Source organism: Pantoea sp. EABMAA-21 (assembly GCF_030053335.1).
Lineage (GTDB): Bacteria > Pseudomonadota > Gammaproteobacteria > Enterobacterales > Enterobacteriaceae > Pantoea > Pantoea communis.
Window position 1 is genome coordinate 101,706 of sequence record NZ_JASGBX010000010.1, and the last position, 14,662, is coordinate 116,367.

General features: G+C 55.4%; 17 protein-coding genes. 3 read left to right on the plus strand and 14 right to left on the minus strand.

The genetic code is table 11. From position 1 onward, the window contains the following. Positions 1-12: 12 nt before the first annotated feature. Complete coding sequence (locus tag QMZ65_RS15660; RefSeq protein WP_283216303.1) at positions 13-960, plus strand: LysR family transcriptional regulator; 948 nt, start codon at positions 13-15, stop codon at positions 958-960. On the opposite strand, the gene mdcH is transcribed toward QMZ65_RS15660, so the two are convergent. The 12 genes from mdcH to QMZ65_RS15720 all read right to left on the minus strand — a co-directional run bounded on the left by mdcH (position 942) and on the right by QMZ65_RS15720 (position 12,242). Next, the gene (gene mdcH, locus QMZ65_RS15665; RefSeq protein ID WP_160834097.1) at positions 942-1,841 is read right to left on the minus strand and encodes a malonate decarboxylase subunit epsilon; all 900 of its coding nucleotides are present in this window, start codon (positions 1,839-1,841) and stop codon (positions 942-944) included. The genes QMZ65_RS15660 and mdcH overlap by 19 nt on opposite strands. Continuing rightward, positions 1,838-2,446: a malonate decarboxylase holo-ACP synthase gene (locus QMZ65_RS15670; RefSeq protein ID WP_160834164.1), complete on the minus strand. Its 609-nt coding sequence runs from the start codon at positions 2,444-2,446 to the stop codon at positions 1,838-1,840. Before QMZ65_RS15670 ends, mdcH begins: the two co-directional genes overlap by 4 nt. Before the next feature lie 2 nt (positions 2,447-2,448). Next, on the minus strand, positions 2,449-3,408 hold the full coding sequence (locus QMZ65_RS15675) for an AEC family transporter (RefSeq protein WP_058961684.1): 960 nt from the start codon (positions 3,406-3,408) through the stop codon (positions 2,449-2,451). A 140-nt stretch (positions 3,409-3,548) separates the two neighbouring features. Continuing rightward, entirely contained in the window at positions 3,549-4,349 is an 801-nt protein-coding gene (gene mdcE, locus QMZ65_RS15680) for a biotin-independent malonate decarboxylase subunit gamma (RefSeq protein WP_283216304.1), read from the minus strand. Continuing rightward, entirely contained in the window at positions 4,346-5,182 is an 837-nt protein-coding gene (locus QMZ65_RS15685; RefSeq protein WP_160834099.1) for a biotin-independent malonate decarboxylase subunit beta, read from the minus strand. The genes mdcE and QMZ65_RS15685 overlap by 4 nt, the downstream gene beginning before the upstream one ends. After that, on the minus strand, positions 5,175-5,474 hold the full coding sequence (mdcC, locus tag QMZ65_RS15690; protein WP_160834100.1) for a malonate decarboxylase acyl carrier protein: 300 nt from the start codon (positions 5,472-5,474) through the stop codon (positions 5,175-5,177). The genes QMZ65_RS15685 and mdcC overlap by 8 nt, the downstream gene beginning before the upstream one ends. Positions 5,475-5,487: 13 nt before the next feature. Continuing rightward, complete coding sequence (locus tag QMZ65_RS15695) at positions 5,488-6,339, minus strand: triphosphoribosyl-dephospho-CoA synthase (RefSeq protein WP_097118797.1); 852 nt, start codon at positions 6,337-6,339, stop codon at positions 5,488-5,490. Continuing rightward, the gene (mdcA, locus tag QMZ65_RS15700; RefSeq protein ID WP_283216305.1) at positions 6,339-7,994 is read right to left on the minus strand and encodes a malonate decarboxylase subunit alpha; all 1,656 of its coding nucleotides are present in this window, start codon (positions 7,992-7,994) and stop codon (positions 6,339-6,341) included. The genes QMZ65_RS15695 and mdcA overlap by 1 nt, the downstream gene beginning before the upstream one ends. A 271-nt stretch (positions 7,995-8,265) precedes the next feature. Next, positions 8,266-9,579, minus strand: a complete 1,314-nt coding sequence (locus tag QMZ65_RS15705) for an MFS transporter (RefSeq protein ID WP_160834102.1) — start codon at positions 9,577-9,579, stop codon at positions 8,266-8,268. Next, positions 9,572-10,207: a DUF4286 family protein gene (locus QMZ65_RS15710; protein WP_283216306.1), complete on the minus strand. Its 636-nt coding sequence runs from the start codon at positions 10,205-10,207 to the stop codon at positions 9,572-9,574. The genes QMZ65_RS15705 and QMZ65_RS15710 overlap by 8 nt, the downstream gene beginning before the upstream one ends. After that, positions 10,207-11,550: an amidase gene (locus QMZ65_RS15715; RefSeq protein ID WP_283216307.1), complete on the minus strand. Its 1,344-nt coding sequence runs from the start codon at positions 11,548-11,550 to the stop codon at positions 10,207-10,209. The genes QMZ65_RS15710 and QMZ65_RS15715 overlap by 1 nt, the downstream gene beginning before the upstream one ends. A gap of 11 nt (positions 11,551-11,561) precedes the next feature. Beyond that, positions 11,562-12,242 (minus strand): DUF2848 domain-containing protein, encoded by a 681-nt coding sequence (locus tag QMZ65_RS15720; RefSeq protein ID WP_211728660.1) that lies wholly within the window; start codon positions 12,240-12,242, stop codon positions 11,562-11,564. A gap of 114 nt (positions 12,243-12,356) precedes the next feature. Here QMZ65_RS15720 and QMZ65_RS15725 point away from each other — a divergent pair, with 114 nt between their 5' ends. Both QMZ65_RS15725 and QMZ65_RS15730 read left to right on the plus strand, forming a co-directional pair. After that, entirely contained in the window at positions 12,357-13,031 is a 675-nt protein-coding gene (locus tag QMZ65_RS15725; RefSeq protein WP_097118793.1) for a GntR family transcriptional regulator, read from the plus strand. A 107-nt stretch (positions 13,032-13,138) separates the two neighbouring features. Continuing rightward, the gene (locus QMZ65_RS15730) at positions 13,139-13,639 is read left to right on the plus strand and encodes a hypothetical protein (RefSeq protein WP_283216308.1); all 501 of its coding nucleotides are present in this window, start codon (positions 13,139-13,141) and stop codon (positions 13,637-13,639) included. Positions 13,640-13,904: 265 nt separating this feature from the next. Here the strand turns inward: QMZ65_RS15730 and QMZ65_RS15735 are convergent, their stop codons facing one another. Further along, positions 13,905-14,330 carry a type II toxin-antitoxin system VapC family toxin gene (locus tag QMZ65_RS15735; protein ID WP_097118791.1) on the minus strand — a complete coding sequence of 142 codons (426 nt, stop codon included), beginning with the start codon at positions 14,328-14,330 and terminating at the stop codon, positions 13,905-13,907. Next, the gene (locus QMZ65_RS15740; protein WP_034831240.1) at positions 14,327-14,581 is read right to left on the minus strand and encodes a type II toxin-antitoxin system Phd/YefM family antitoxin; all 255 of its coding nucleotides are present in this window, start codon (positions 14,579-14,581) and stop codon (positions 14,327-14,329) included. Before QMZ65_RS15740 ends, QMZ65_RS15735 begins: the two co-directional genes overlap by 4 nt. Positions 14,582-14,662: the final 81 nt, after the last annotated feature.

Genomic DNA, 14,662 nt, shown 5'->3' on the forward strand with positions numbered 1-14,662 from the left:
TATGAAACCGGCATGAAACTGACCCTCGACAATGATCTCACCATCCGCAAGCTGCTGATTTTCAGCTGCTACATGGAAACGGAAAACCTCGCCAGAGCGGCAGAAACGCTGGGGATCAGCACCGTGAGCGTGCATCGTGCGCTGCACACGTTGGAAGAGAGTTTGCGTTGTCCGCTGTTTGAACATAAAGGCCGCAACCTGGTGGCACTGCCCGCCGCTACGACGCTGCTGGAATACAGCCGGGAAGCGCTGGCCACGCTGAGTCAGGGCATTGATGAAACACGACGCACTGCAGGTATCGGTCTGGGGCATCTGCGTGTGGGCACCTTATATTCTCTGTCGCTGGAAACCGTGCCGCGTCTGATCATGAAAATGAAACTGCGCCGCCCCGAGTTAGAACTCAACCTCACCATGGGTTCTAATGATTTGCTGCTGCGCGCGCTGAAAGACAATCAGCTGGATGCGATTATCATTTCTGTCAGCGAAGCCGAGATTGATGAAAAGATTTTTGAGCAGGTCGCGCTGTTCCAGGATGACATCTTCCTCGCCGTGCCAGCGGGTGGCGATGATAAAAGCGAGGAAGATATCGATCTGCGCAGCTACAGTGACAAACCCTTTGTCTCGCTAGCCGAAGGTTTTGCCACCTTTGCCGGTTTTCAGGAAGCCTGCCACGTGGCCGGTTTTGAACCCAACATCGTCACGCGCGTGAATGACATCTTCTCGATGCTCAGTCTGGTGCAGGCCGGCATGGGCTATTCGCTGGTACCGGGCAGGATGCGTAAGCAGTATGAAAACGATCTGCGTTTTCTCCGCTTAGCCGAGTCGTATCAAATGCGACAGCAGATCGCTATCGTGTTTCCGCGCAACCGCGAACATGATCCAAATCTGCTGGCACTGGTGGCTGAAGGGCGTATGTTCGCCCTGAGTTTGCAGGAAAAGGTTCAGCGCGCCAGCCGCTGAAACAGACGCAGCGCCAGTTCAGCGCCGCTGCGCTCAAGGGCAATACATTCGCCCTGACACTGCACGCTGCGCGTTAAGCCCGTCAGCACTTCACCGGGCGGCATCTCAATCACCAGACGCACTTCGCGTTCTTTCGCCGCCACCATCGCGTCATGCCAGCGCACGCTGCGCGCCATGTTCATCGCCAGATCGTCAGCAATCCGTTCCGGCTGCCAGAGAACGCGGGCGCTGCTGCCGCTGAGATAAGCGAATTGTGGACGTTGCAACCTGACCTTATCGATAGCGGCTTTGAGTTGCTGCGCGGGGCTATCTAGTAGTGCACAGTGTGAAGGCACGCTGATCGCCAGCCGCTGCGCTCGCTGTGCCCCCTGCGCCAGCGCCTGCTGCGCCACTGCCGCCATGGCACTGTCACTACCCGCTATCACAATCTGTGTTTCAGCATTGATGTTGGCGATAAAACTGGTTTGCCCATCCACCAGCGCTTCGACTTGTGCCAGCGTCATACCACTGATCGCCGTCAAACCATAGCCCTGCGGATACGCCTGCTCCATCAGTTCACCGCGCAGTGTCACCAGTTGGAGAGCATCGGCAAAATCCAAAGCACCGGCGATCACCGCCGCAGGATACGCACCGATCGACAGACCACACACCATCGCGGGTTGCACGCCGCTGGCGATTAGCTGGCGCGCCGCCGACACGCCCGCAATCAGCAGCGCCAGCTGCACTGCGCGCGTATGTTGCAGTGCGGTAGCCGAATCGAGCTGCAACAGGTCATCACCCAGTACCTGATGCGCCACCTGCCAGGTCTTATCGCGTGGCAGCGACTGCAACATGGCAGGCCGTTGCGTGCCTTGTCCCGGAAAAGTGAACAGGGTTTTCATTCGATTTCCTCCGTCCAGGGAAGATGTGTCAGACGGGGACCGCGCGCGGTTTTTAACAACACGCGCCCCTCACGCAGCCACTCATTAAGCGCGAACGCCCCCACCGGCGTTTCTATCTGGGTATCTGCACGACAGGGTAAACGTGCAAGTTGCTGCTGCCAGGCCTTAAATTCCTCCGCCTGCAACGGCAACGGTGCGCGAATTAACAGGTCGAGATCGCTCGTGGCATGCAGCACCGGCAACCCGGTCGCCAGAGCGAATCCCGTGCTGCCGGTCACGCCCCACGACCATGACCAGCGCTGCTGATGAAGTTTCATCACTGCCTCAACCGTGGGTAATGCGCGAAACACAGAATCGCTTGCATGCGCCAGTAGCCCCTCCGGTGTATCAATCCGCAGCACATCCTGCTCCCGCACCCATCCCGCCGCCCGTTGATGGCGTGCACTGCCACGCACGCCAATCGGAATGCGATCCTGCCGCATCACATCACGCCGCACCACGACCGGCTGCTGAGCGTTCCACTGTTGCGCCACCCAGCTTTCCTTAATGTCGAGCAGCGTGGTATCAGCGTGCAGCCAGAGCAGATCGTGTGGGCGGATATTCATCATTACATTCCTGAAGTTAGGCTAATAAACAGCGGCAGTGACACAATCGACAGCAGCGAACTCAGTAACAGTACCGCTTCGGCATCCGGTGACTGCACACCAAAGCGATTACCAAATACCACACCAAAGAAACCGGCTGACAGCGCAATCATCAGAATCGCGGTGATCGCGACGGTGCCGTGCAAACCAAACAACATCACAATGCCCCACGCCAGTAACGGTTGGATCAGCAGTTTGGTCACTGTCGAGCTGATCACCATGCTGTTGATTTTCAGCTGACGTGCCGAGAGGATCACCCCGGTCAGGAACAGTGCGGCGGCGGTGGCAGCCAGACCGAGCGGTTTGATCGCGGCCAGCACCAAATCCGGCATTTTGATGCCAATGGCTGACAGCACCACGCCCAATAGCGGTCCCAGCACAATCGGTTTTTTCACCGAACGCCACATCAACACCGGCAGCATCGCCAGCGTTGAACGCTGTGTTTCCCCGGCGGTACGCGCTTTTTCACGTTCGAGAATCAGCAGGCAGAAGGGGGTCATCAGCACTGAACCGCAGGCAATGGAGACGGCAACAGAGAGCGATGTCGCCGAACCTTCTCCTACCACGCTGCCAAGGATGGGCAAACCTAGCGCTGCGTAATTAGGCAACGCCACAGTCAGCGTCAATACAGCCGCATCCTGTGGCGACTTTTTGAAGATTTTAGTGGCAACAAAATAGAGCACCGCGTAGGCCACCCACATCGCCAGCGTCAGCACCACAATCAGCGGCATCTGCGCCACAATCCCGCTCCACGGCGTTTGTACCGTGGCGCTAAACAACGCGGCGGGCAGCGCAAAATCCATCACAAAAATATTGAGCAAAGAGACGTTCTTGTTATCAACCATTTTGGCTTTGCCGGCCCAGAATCCGAGCAACATGATAATGAAGATCGGAGCCAGAGCATGCAGAATCACGTAAGTCATAAATCACCTGTTTGTTATTAAAAGAGTGAGTACTGACGCGATGGTGTTGAATTTATCAGTTGCCGCAGAGGCCGGACGCCGCGTGCGTCCGGCATACTGACAGCCGGCAGGTTGATTTAATGCTTTTTATTATTAGGGTATTACCAACTGGCGCGCAGACGTTCACGCACCAGTGCCGAGCTTTGACGATTCGGTGCCGCCAGGCGCGAACCTCGACCCGGCACACGGCGCGTATCGTCAATCGCTTCCGCCAGCGTGGCTTTAACACGCGTGATCTCTTCGGCCGTCGGCGCATCCGGATGGGTGATGTCCAGCAGAGATGACAACAGGCCGAGCGTGGCGTAATTACCGATGTCATAGGCCATCGGCGGTACGCTGGCAGCAAGTTTCTCCAGCGCTTCCACGGTACGCAGGGTGATACGCGCCGCCGAGGCTTTACCCATGGCGTGCACCTGCACGGCCGGGTCGTTAAACGCGATCAGTCGATTGGCCTGATAACCGTGCGCCAGAAACGCGCCGGACATTGCCTTACCCACGATCAGCCCAATCACCGGATGCCCGGCCAGACGCGCTTGTGCATAAGCGCCCACAGCGCCCGCCAGTGCCTGATGAATACCAAAGCCCTCTTCACGGCGGCCATAAGCCTGACTTGGCACATCAATCACCGCAATGATGGGTCGCTTCACTGCGTTTGCGGCGTCTTCCGCAATGGTCTCTTGCACCACTTTTGCCAGCGTCCAGCCTTCCAGCAAACCGACTTCGCCTTGCGCAGCGCGTGGATAGCGATTGTGCGCATCCGGAACGACAGCAATGAAACGAGCGGTTTCGCCATTAAGTTCGGCATCCGCGACCTGCACGGACGGGCAAAGCCCTGTGTGGCTGGCAGCGCCGCCGGTTAACTGGCTGAGCCACAGCTCACCCCGACTGTTGTGTACGCTCATGATTTCACCTCCGGATGGAAGACCTGATGAATGGTGGCTGTGCTGGCCTGTTGAGCGGTATCGAAATGGCTTAAACGCTCAAGATAAAATGCATAGTTTTCACTGCGATGCTGTGCCGGAACCCCTTGCGCCAACGCTGCATCCACTGCCGTTTTCATCGCCTGGACACCGTCTGACACCAGCGCATCGACCAGCCCGCTTTGATAGCGAATCTCGCCACCGGTCATGCTCCAGATAAATGGGCGGTCACGCGAGTCATACTCATCAATGCCCGCTTCCTGCTCAATCACCTGCGGGCCATTCAATCCCAGACGTGCTTCACGCGTCACAATCAAATGGCTGCACAGCGCGGCGGCAATCGACATTCCGCCAAAGCAGCCAACGGTCCCGGCAACAATGCCAATCACCGGTGTGTATTGACGCAGATCGACGATGGCGGCGTGAATATCCGCAATCGCCGCCAGCCCCAAATTGGCCTCCTGCAACCGCACACCACCGGTTTCCAGACACAATATGGCTTGCGTCGGAATGCCGTTGCGGTTGTCTTCAGCCGCCAGCTCCAGTGCACCCGCCATTTTTGCGCCGGAGACTTCCCCCATGCTGCCGCCCTGGAAGGTGCCTTCAATGGCAATTACCACGGTGGGATTGCCGTTAAGCGTGCCTTTCATCACCACCATGCCGTCATCGGCTTGTGGCACAATGCCCTGTTTCTCCAGCCAGGGAGACATCACGCCTTCGAACGGATCGAGCAGTTCGCGCGCACTGCCGCTGTCCAGCAATGCCAGCGCACGCTGACGGGCGCGTAATTCGATAAAGCTGCTGTCATCACGCATGGTTCACCTCCTCAAACACCTGTTCGATGCGAATACGCGCAACGCCCGGCGTGGCACCAAAATCGTGGATCACCAGTTGGCCCGCCGGTAGCTCAGTCAGTTCCGCCAGGCGGCTGAACAACGCATCCCAACGCGCTTTGCTGTTATCCACCGAGGTGGTGATCGCCACGCTGAGCAAGGCGCTGTTATCCGCGCGGTACAGCACTTCCATATCACCCGATCCCACTACGCCCGCCAGCGCATTTCCGCTAAGCGTGCGACGTGCCGGGTAAGACAACGTTATCTTTTCCATAGCAACCTCTTAATCAATGAGTGGCGATGCTGACGCGATCGATAAACAGCGTGGCGGCGAGTAAATCAGCCGCGCCGCCGGGAGACGCATTCAGCGCCAGCATCGCGCTATCCAGTTGTTGTAAAGCCTGACGACCCGCTATGTGCGCAGTACCACCCGCCTGTAACACCGCGTGCGCACCACGTTGTAAGGTCAGCAAACCGTTCATGCCTGAGCGGTTGAGCACGCAGGTGTCACTGAGCGAGGTAAGAATCGCCATCAACGCATCAAGCCGCGCCTCGGTTTCATCGGCCCCGGCTTCTCGACTGCGCTGCAACTGCGGCAATGCCAGCTGCGTGATATGCGGAAAGCCCTGTTGCGCTTCTTCACGTGCGCCCGGCACCTGAAAGCGATGCACGGCACGTAACCCTTTACTGAAGGTTTTGGGTGCGTGGCGATCCGGTAAACAAGCCAGTTCAGCGGCACGAGTGCAGAGTTGATCGCTGCTTGCCTCACCGCCGCGCATCGCCGCCGCGCTGACCAGCAAACCCAATGCCCAGATCGCGCCACGATGGGTATTCACCCCGTCGGTGGCAGCCATCATCTGACGCTCCCCTTCGCGACCAAGGCGGCCCACGGTTTCGCGCAGTGCGATATCCGCTGGACGCTGCCAGCACTGTTGCGCCAGCGCATAAAAGGTCGGGGTCAGGCTGCGGGCAGAACGCTCCATCAGCGCCAGCGAGAGATCCTGATGTGCGCCGCTGCCGCGACGATCCACCAGCCCCGGCTTGGGCGTCAGGTTCACTTCTTCGATCAGGCAATCGGTGGCGTGCTGTGCCAGTTGATGCAGGTGGCTTTCAACCGATTGCGGCGCAAGTCGTTTCATTACCAGCTCCGGAATTTTGCCGGTGGGTTGTAAAGGCCATCAGACCATTCGACCAGGTCGGCCACGCTACCGGCCGCCAGCAGCGAACGCGTGGCATCAGATCGGCGAATCCCAAGATCTTCCGGGAACACCACTTTGCCGCTACGACGCAGTTCAGCGACGCGTTTGGCATCCACGCCCAGACCGATATCGGTAATTCCGGCCACCGCCGCCACCATCGCCCGACGCTCTTCGAGATCCTGCGCGCGATACAGATAGGCAATACCTTCTTCGGTCAGCACATGCGTGACGTCATCGCCATAGATCATTACCGGCGCCAGCGGCATTCCAGAGTTTTTCGCCACTTCAATGGCATCGAGTTTTTCTACGAAGGTCGGCTTCACGCCTGCCTGGAAGGTTTCCACCATCTGCACCACCAGCTTGCGGCCGCGTTCCATGGCATCTTCGCCATTTTTCATTGCCAGCCAGGCGGCAGTGGCATGGCGACGACCGTGCGGATCGTGGCCCATATTTGGCGCACCACCGAAGCCAGAAAGGCGACCGCGCGTAACCGTTGAGGAATTTGCCAGGCCATCGATTTGCAGCGTTGAGCCTATAAACATATCGACGGCATACTGACCTGCCAGCTGGCACATGGCGCGGTTAGAGCGCATCGAACCATCGGCCCCGGTGAAAAAGATATCCGGGCGCGCGCGGATGTACTCTTCCATCCCCAGTTCACCACCGAAGCAGTGCACACTCTCGACCCAGCCGCTTTCGATGGCGGGAATTAAGGTGGGGTGCGGGTTCAGCGTCCAGTGTTTACAAATTTTGCCTTTCAGACCGAGTTGCTCACCGTAGGTTGGCAGCAGCAATTCGATGGCGGCAGTGTTGAAACCAATGCCATGATTGAGCGATTGCACCTGATGTTTGGCGTAGATGCCTTTGATCGCCATCATCGCCATCAGGATGTGTTCCTGTTTGATCAGACGCGGGTCGCGGGTAAACAGCGGTTCGATAAAGAAGGGTTTGTCAGCTACTACTACGTAGTCGATCCACGAACCAGGAATATCCACGCGCGGCAGATCACACTCGTCGTCCACCAGTTCGTTAACCTGCGCGATCACAATCCCGTCGTGGAAAGCAGCCGCTTCGACCAGTGCTGGCGTGTCTTCGGTACTTGGCCCGGTGTAGAGATTGCCTTTACGGTCAGCTTTGTATCCGGCGATCAGCGCGACATTCGGTGCGAGGTCTACGTAGAGGCGAGAGTAGAGTTCGATGTAGGTATGAATCGCGCCGATTTCCAGCTGATCGTCTTCCAGTAGCTGCGAAATACGCAGACTTTGCGTGCCGGAAAAGGAGAAATCGAGCTTGCGGGCGATGCCTTTTTCAAAGATGTCGAGGTGTTCACTGCGACCCACGCTCGGCATGATCATATGCAGATTGTGCACCTTTTTCGGGTTAACCTCGGCCAACATACGTGAGAGGAAATCGGCCTGTTTTTGGTTATTGCCTTCCAGTACGACGCGGTCGCCAGACGAGATTAATTTTTCCAGCATCTCAACCATTTGATCGGTGGGTAATACTTTGCCCTGCACCGGCAACGACGCCTGTCGCCGTTGTTTCTCGGTACGGCGCGTATTCCACACCCGCGCCGTTTGTTGTCCTGATGACATGACTAACCTCCTGAATGAGCGAATCGCTTGATTACGTCAACGCAGGTAAGTGTGGTCTTAAGCGGTGATGCCATCAATCAACCTGAAGGTGGGATCGTTAGCCTGAGAGTAATGATTGAGATGACAGAAATTTGCGGTTGGTCAACGATTAGTGGGGAGAATTGTGTACCGCTGCTTTGGGAGGAGTAAGGGGTGGAGATGTGAATAATGTCAGGTAGCTGTGGGCGGCCCTAAGGCCACCCACACTCAATGACTGCCGTAATCCACTTAGTTACAACGGCTTATGTGCCGTCTCTTTTGCCTTCCACACGGCAAACAGCGTGATCAGCAGCGCCAGCGTAACGTACAGCGACACCCACAGCGTGCTGCCCATTTCTTTATACAGCGTAGTAATAATCAACGGCGCAAACCCTCCACCGACAATACCGGCCAGCGTGTAAGCCAGTGATGACCCGGCATAGCGAACGTGGCTGGGAAACTGTTCAGTGACGAACGCGGCTTGTGGGCCATACATGATTGCGTGGATCAGCAGACCCCCTATCACCGCCAGCACAATCAGCACCGGCTGCGTGCTGTCCAGGAGCACGAAGAACACGAATGACCAGATGATCGCCAACACTGCGCCAGTGATGTACACCGGGCGGCGTCCCCATTTATCAGATAGCGCGCCAAACATCGGGACGGTGATCGCATTCCCTATTGCACCTAACATCGTAGCCATCAAAGCCAAAGGGCGTGGCAGTTGCAGCACGGTGGTGACATAGGTCAGGGTAAACACCACCACCAGCGCGTAGAGCACATCAGAACCGATACGCGATCCCCCCGCAATCAGCAGCTGTTTCGAATAGTTGACAAACACCTCTTTCAGTGGCGTATGCGTCGTTTTTTCCGCAACCTGCATCGCGACAAAGGTCGGTGTCTCTTCCACGCCACGACGCAGCCACAATCCAAATAGCACCAGCAGCAGACTCAGCAGGAACGGAATGCGCCAGCCCCATGCCTGGAACTGATCGCCGCTCATCATCACCGTCACCAGGGTGATAAACCCGGTGCCAATCAAGGTTCCGCAGGAAGGCCCCACCTGTGCAAAAGATGCATTACGCCCACGTTTATCAGCATCACCGTGCTCCATCGACAGTAAAACGGCACCCGCCCATTCACCGCCCAGTGCAATACCCTGCACAAAACGCAGCGCGACCAACAGCACCGGACTCCAGATGCCCCACACCGCATAGCCTGGCAGCAAGCCCATTAAGGCGGTGGTGACGCCCATGATCACCAGCGTGATGATCAACACGGCTTTGCGCCCTGCGACATCCCCCAGATGACCAAACACAAAACCGCCCAGCGGACGTGAAATGTAACCTACCGCATAGGTCGAAAACGCCAGAATGGTGCCAACCAGCGGATCAAAACTGGGGAAGAACACATGGTTAAACACCAGTGCCGCCATAATGTTGTAGACGGTGAAGTCGTACCATTCCAGCGCGGTGCCGATGGAACTGGCAGCGGCCAGGCGCCCGGTTTTCGAAGCCGTGCGCTTATCACGCACCGTCTGCTGCAATGAAGAGTCTGTATTAGCCATGTGCCAACTCCTGTTTAGTTAACTGCCAGCTAAAGGCATAGCGTTGAACATCGCCGGTCATCAATTCCGCCGCGTGTGCGGCCAACTGGTCACAGCTTGATGCGTCACTGCAGTGAATCAGTAGCATCGGTAGCATCTGCCGCTGTCCTTTACTCTCCATCGGCAACGGAGAACTGAGCGCCACATCCGGGGTCAGTAAATTGGAGGCAACATAGCCCGGGGTATGGCTAATTTGCTGCTGCCACGCAGTCAACACGCTGGCATCCAGCGCTTTCAGCGTCACCACCGCCAGATGGCTGCCGGTCCCTTTGCCATGCTTATGGGTGATCGCGCTGACCCGACGCATTGGATTAACCATCTTTTGCAGATTTTTCACTGACCATTCGGTCTGGCGAGTGAAGGCTGCGTGATAATCCGCACTGGTAAAGGCTTCCAGCGCCTCGGTTTCATACAGGCCAAGATATTTGCGCTCGGCATGGATAGCCTGATAGCGCGTTCCGCTTAAGAAGCCACGAATCGCGACGCGCTCTTCTACATGTTCATGGTCATACCATTGGTTGAAGTCCGCTTCGTCTTCAGCGCCAATGTTAGTGGCGACAAACAGCATGCCGTGGGATTGAGTCATCATCAGGATCTCCAGTTGAGGGCAGTTTCCACGGCGAGCGACCAGCTGATTAAGCGGGCGTCATCACCATGAACAGAAGCAAGGCTTAGGCCAACCGGCGCACTACCGGTTTGATGGCAGGGTAAAGAGAGTGCACAGCCGTCCAGCATGTTGATTACGCTGGTGTTACGCAGCATCAGCGCGTTGACCTCCATGTACTGCTGCGCATCCTCCAGAGAAGCGAGGGTCGGTGCGATACGCGGAACGGTGGGCATGAGTAAGGCGTCAAAGTCTGCCAGCGCGCTATTAATGCGGTGCTGCCACGCTTTGCGCTGTTGATGAAGTTCACGGGCATCTTGCTCCGTCAGCAAACTGCCGCGCTGCACACGCGCTAACACTTGAGGATCGTAAGCTTCGGGTTGCGCCAGTGCGGATTGTTGATGCCATTGCCATGCCTCGTAAGCGGTAATGCCGCCACGCGCATTCATACTGTTCAACTCATCAAGCTCTTCAAGCGGCAGTGCAACCAGGGTGGCACCGGCCTGTTCCAGTGCTTCGATGGCACTTTTCCAGGCTTGCGCAACGTCTTCGTCGAGTCCCTCCAGCACGCGGGTCTGCGGGATAGCGAAACGAGCACTGCGTAACTCCACCTGCTGGAGTTCAAGCGGCTGTTCCGCGATGACGCTGTCCAGCAGCCAGCAGCTGCGCACGTCATGGGCAATCACGCCGATGCTGTCGAGCGAGGCAGAGAGCGGTAACGTACCCGCCTGATTGATGCGATTCGCGGTGGGTTTAAAGCCGGTCAAGCCGCACAGCGCAGCAGGAATACGCACCGATCCACCGGTGTCAGTACCGATAGCGCCCAGGCACATGCCGTCTGCCACGGCGACAGCCGCACCAGAAGAAGAACCGCCCGGAATGCGTTTGTCTTCGCGACGCCACGGATTAGCCGGTGTGCCGTAATGCGGATTGATACCCAGCCCGGAAAAGGCAAATTCGGTCATGTTGGTTTTACCGATAATCGCCGCCCCAGCCTGATGTAAGCGATCGACCACGCGGGCATTCGCTGCTGCCGGTTCTGCATTCAGGAGCAAATGTGAACCCGCCGTGGTTGGCTCGCCTTGCACATCAAAGAGATCTTTGATGCTGACAGGCAGCCCATCAATAGCACTGAAGGCTTGCTGTGTTTGCCAGCGCGCACTCGCTGCTGTTGACTGTTGAGCGGCCTGGGTGGCATAGCGGGTGGTGAAAACAAGATCCCCCTCTTTTGACGGATCCTGCGCTGCGCGCCATGCCGATTCAGTAAAAGCTTCAGGAGACGCATTACCTGCCTGAAGCTGCTGACTTGCTTGCCAGAGTGTGGTCATTAGCATGCTCCTTAAGCGACCACTGGCAGCGCGCCAGTGCAGTAAGCGTGTTCAAGCGTGCGATTCAGGCGCGGGTCGTGCAACGCCATGCGAAATTCGCTGGAAGGTCGAATACCGCCAATCGCACCCAGCGTGCCGCAGGACATTGCCAATCCTTCTTGTGCGGTGTTGCCGTTCAGATAGCGGGCCAGTAGATCTTGCGGCGTGAGTAATGAGGCCAGCGTGCCCTGCTGATAAACAACCCACTCGCCCTGCTCTTTTATCCACGAGGTCAGCTCCAGCGTATCCCAGTGCTCAACCACCTCGCTCATGCGCCAGGCTTTACTGGCAACCGGTTTAATACAGGCCTGTTTGGAAAGGGCAACGCTGAAGGTTTCCAGATAACGATCGGTGTGATCTGAAGTGAGGGAGACCCACCATTCGCCCCGATGGAAAAACACAAAGGGCTCAGCTTCCCCGGAGGTTTCATCGCCGACCACTTCCAGCAGTGGCTGTTGGCTCAGTTGATTGGTCGCAACGCGGTAAAACAACGGTACTGCACCGGGAGCGGGCACACCCAGAGCCTCAAGCTCCCTGATATGGTGCAACACCGCATCACTATCGCGTCCGGCCCAACCCGCAATAATGAAATGGGAAACCTCGACATCGAGCGTGCTAGCGGCTTTATCGCCGGTTGTGAACTGAAGGTGCATGTGATGATCTCCATTTGAAAAATCACTGTGAAATTTCACTGTGTTTTCAAACTAGCGATTTTCATGCCAGATTTTTGTGTAATATGTCTCATTGGCAAAAAAAGGAACGTCGTGATGAGTGAGTCAGTTACTGAAAATGTGAACCCAGCCAGCCGGGAAAAGAGCCTCTCTTTGAATGAACAGGCTTATCTGGCGTTCAGGCACAAGCTCATCACGCTTCGCTACAAACCAGGGGAGTATTTAAATACCGCTCAGGTGATGGATGATTTGGCAATGGGTCGGACGCCGATCAATCAAGCGATTCATCGGCTGGCCACCGAGGGGCTGTTGCAGATCATCCCGCGCAAAGGCGTGATGGTGGCACCTTTGTCGATAGATGATGCACTGGAGTTAATTGAGGTGAGATTGGTCAATGAAACCCTGTGTGTTGAGCTAGCCAGTCAGAAAGTTATTGATTCACACATTCAACAGCTGCGCGAACTGAACCAGCAAATCGCCAGAGCGAGCGAATCACGTAGTCGCGAGGAAATGATGTTGCTGGATCGCGAATTTCATCAGGTGCTGGCCGATATCGCCGGAAACAGTCGGCTGTCAGATATTCTGAGTGTGATTCATGCGCAGGCACAGCGCTTTTGGGCGACAACGTTGTCCAATGTTGTCCATATGGATGAAGTCATTGCGGAGCATAATGAGATTATTGAGGCGCTGAAGTCTGGCGATAAGCAACGCGCGGCCGATGCGGCCCGTGCTCATATTTTCTCGTTTAAGCGCGCCCTGCTTTCGACTTGATGTCTACCGCCGTTCTCCACCCTGCCGCTTATATCTTGTAGGAAACCAAGCAACCGGATTGCGGCGGCTGGGCGCTGACAGAAAATATTTCTACTGTAGCTTTAACCATGTTTGAAGTTTTTAAAGAGTGGCAGGAGAAGCAGTCACTCGAGATATTGGTTGGATCGATGCTGCCCAAGGCCCCTGCCTCACCACACCTGATGAAAGAAGCGGCCATGCTGTTGCAAGCACGTAAAGCCGTGTTGGAAAGTGGGAACTGGTTAACCGCCGCTGACGTCTCGCAGTTAGCCGGTTTGAGTACTACCAATCCCAGTGCTCAACCGAACAAATGGAAAAAAAGCGGCCAGATATTTGCGATTCACCACAATGGCATTGATTACTTCCCGGATTACGGTCTGGATCGCAATACGCAATTTCGACCATTGAAAGCGCTCTCTGATGTGCTGAAGATATTCGCAGATCATAAAGATGGTTGGGGAATAGCGTTCTGGTTCTTGTCAGTGAACAGCTTTCTTGGTGGTCAACGCCCACAGGATATGTTGGCTAAACACTCAGAGCGGGTGATTGAAGCCGCAAGGGACGAAATCGAAGGGGTTGGACATGGATAAACTGCCAGAGCAAATGAAGGCTCAGCCCCTCTGCATTAATAATTCATTGACGTTGGTAAATGACATTTAGTTCGATAATACAGTTATTGACCTGGATATAAGAAATACGAGGCTGATAGATACCGGTCAATAAAAGCGCCGGATTTCGTTCAATTAAATAACCCTGCAATTAAAATAGCTACATATCGCTTATTAGTCTTATTAGTCTTATTAGTCTTATTAGTCTTATTATTTTATTCTGGTTCTTAAATGTGTTCTGATGATGTTATTGCCACTCCCATGGATTGAGCAACATAACGCCTAGTCCTTCAAAGTCCCTGGTATTTCGCGTAACTACAGTCATATCATGACGAAAGGCAGCGGCCGCGATCATTGCATCATTCGCGGAACGTTGGTCGGGTACATGGAGGCTCGCACAATAAATGGCAGTTTCGGCATCAAAAGGCAGTACACGGCCTGAAAACTCACGTAATACCACTGATGCAAACCATTCGCGTAGCATTTCTCCCTGACGCACATCCTTTCGCAACACCTGAAGGATGCCTTTTTCGATCTCCATAATCGTAATCGCTGATATGAACATATCACCCGCATCTACCGTATCCGTCCAGTTGGATACTTGTGGATCAATTTTGGGCGTCCTTGCCTTACGCATTTCCGAAATGACATTGGTATCAAGCAAATATCTCATGAAAAATCCACATCCCTGAAGTCTATGTCCACTCGTTGAGGATCAAAATCGATATCAGCGACACCGGGCATAGCAAGTGCATCCTGGATATTGCGTCGTGTACCCGTTAGCTTTTTATATTCCTCAAACGTCATCAATACGTGGGCTGGTTCTCCGCGATCAGTGATGTATACAGGGCCTTCCTCCGCCAGTTTTTTCGCAGCTGATACCTGCTGATTGAACGAACGGCTCGAAATTGTTGAGATACCCATAACAGCCTCCTGAGAATGTAGAAACATAACTACATGATACGTCAGCTGCACAATATTTCAACACCATGCTGAAAATAAGCA

Bases quoted from the DNA above. Each gene is read 5' to 3' on its own strand.
- QMZ65_RS15710 (WP_283216306.1), bottom strand. From the start codon at position 10,207: ATGATGACTCAATCCCACGGCATGCTGTTTGTCGCCACTAACATTGGC.
- QMZ65_RS15695 (WP_097118797.1), bottom strand. From the start codon at position 6,339: ATGAAACGACTTGCGCCGCAATCGGTTGAAAGCCACCTGCATCAACTG.
- QMZ65_RS15735 (WP_097118791.1), bottom strand. From the start codon at position 14,330: ATGAGATATTTGCTTGATACCAATGTCATTTCGGAAATGCGTAAGGCA.
- QMZ65_RS15715 (WP_283216307.1), bottom strand. From the start codon at position 11,550: ATGACCACACTCTGGCAAGCAAGTCAGCAGCTTCAGGCAGGTAATGCG.
- QMZ65_RS15670 (WP_160834164.1), bottom strand. From the start codon at position 2,446: ATGAATATCCGCCCACACGATCTGCTCTGGCTGCACGCTGATACCACG.
- mdcC (WP_160834100.1), bottom strand. From the start codon at position 5,474: ATGGAAAAGATAACGTTGTCTTACCCGGCACGTCGCACGCTTAGCGGA.
- QMZ65_RS15675 (WP_058961684.1), bottom strand. From the start codon at position 3,408: ATGACTTACGTGATTCTGCATGCTCTGGCTCCGATCTTCATTATCATG.
- QMZ65_RS15740 (WP_034831240.1), bottom strand. From the start codon at position 14,581: ATGGGTATCTCAACAATTTCGAGCCGTTCGTTCAATCAGCAGGTATCA.
- QMZ65_RS15725 (WP_097118793.1), top strand. From the start codon at position 12,357: ATGAGTGAGTCAGTTACTGAAAATGTGAACCCAGCCAGCCGGGAAAAG.
- QMZ65_RS15660 (WP_283216303.1), top strand. From the start codon at position 13: ATGAAACTGACCCTCGACAATGATCTCACCATCCGCAAGCTGCTGATT.
- QMZ65_RS15730 (WP_283216308.1), top strand. From the start codon at position 13,139: ATGTTTGAAGTTTTTAAAGAGTGGCAGGAGAAGCAGTCACTCGAGATA.
- mdcH (WP_160834097.1), bottom strand. From the start codon at position 1,841: ATGAAAACCCTGTTCACTTTTCCGGGACAAGGCACGCAACGGCCTGCC.
- QMZ65_RS15720 (WP_211728660.1), bottom strand. From the start codon at position 12,242: ATGCACCTTCAGTTCACAACCGGCGATAAAGCCGCTAGCACGCTCGAT.
- mdcA (WP_283216305.1), bottom strand. From the start codon at position 7,994: ATGTCATCAGGACAACAAACGGCGCGGGTGTGGAATACGCGCCGTACC.
- QMZ65_RS15705 (WP_160834102.1), bottom strand. From the start codon at position 9,579: ATGGCTAATACAGACTCTTCATTGCAGCAGACGGTGCGTGATAAGCGC.
- mdcE (WP_283216304.1), bottom strand. From the start codon at position 4,349: ATGAGCGTACACAACAGTCGGGGTGAGCTGTGGCTCAGCCAGTTAACC.
- QMZ65_RS15685 (WP_160834099.1), bottom strand. From the start codon at position 5,182: ATGCGTGATGACAGCAGCTTTATCGAATTACGCGCCCGTCAGCGTGCG.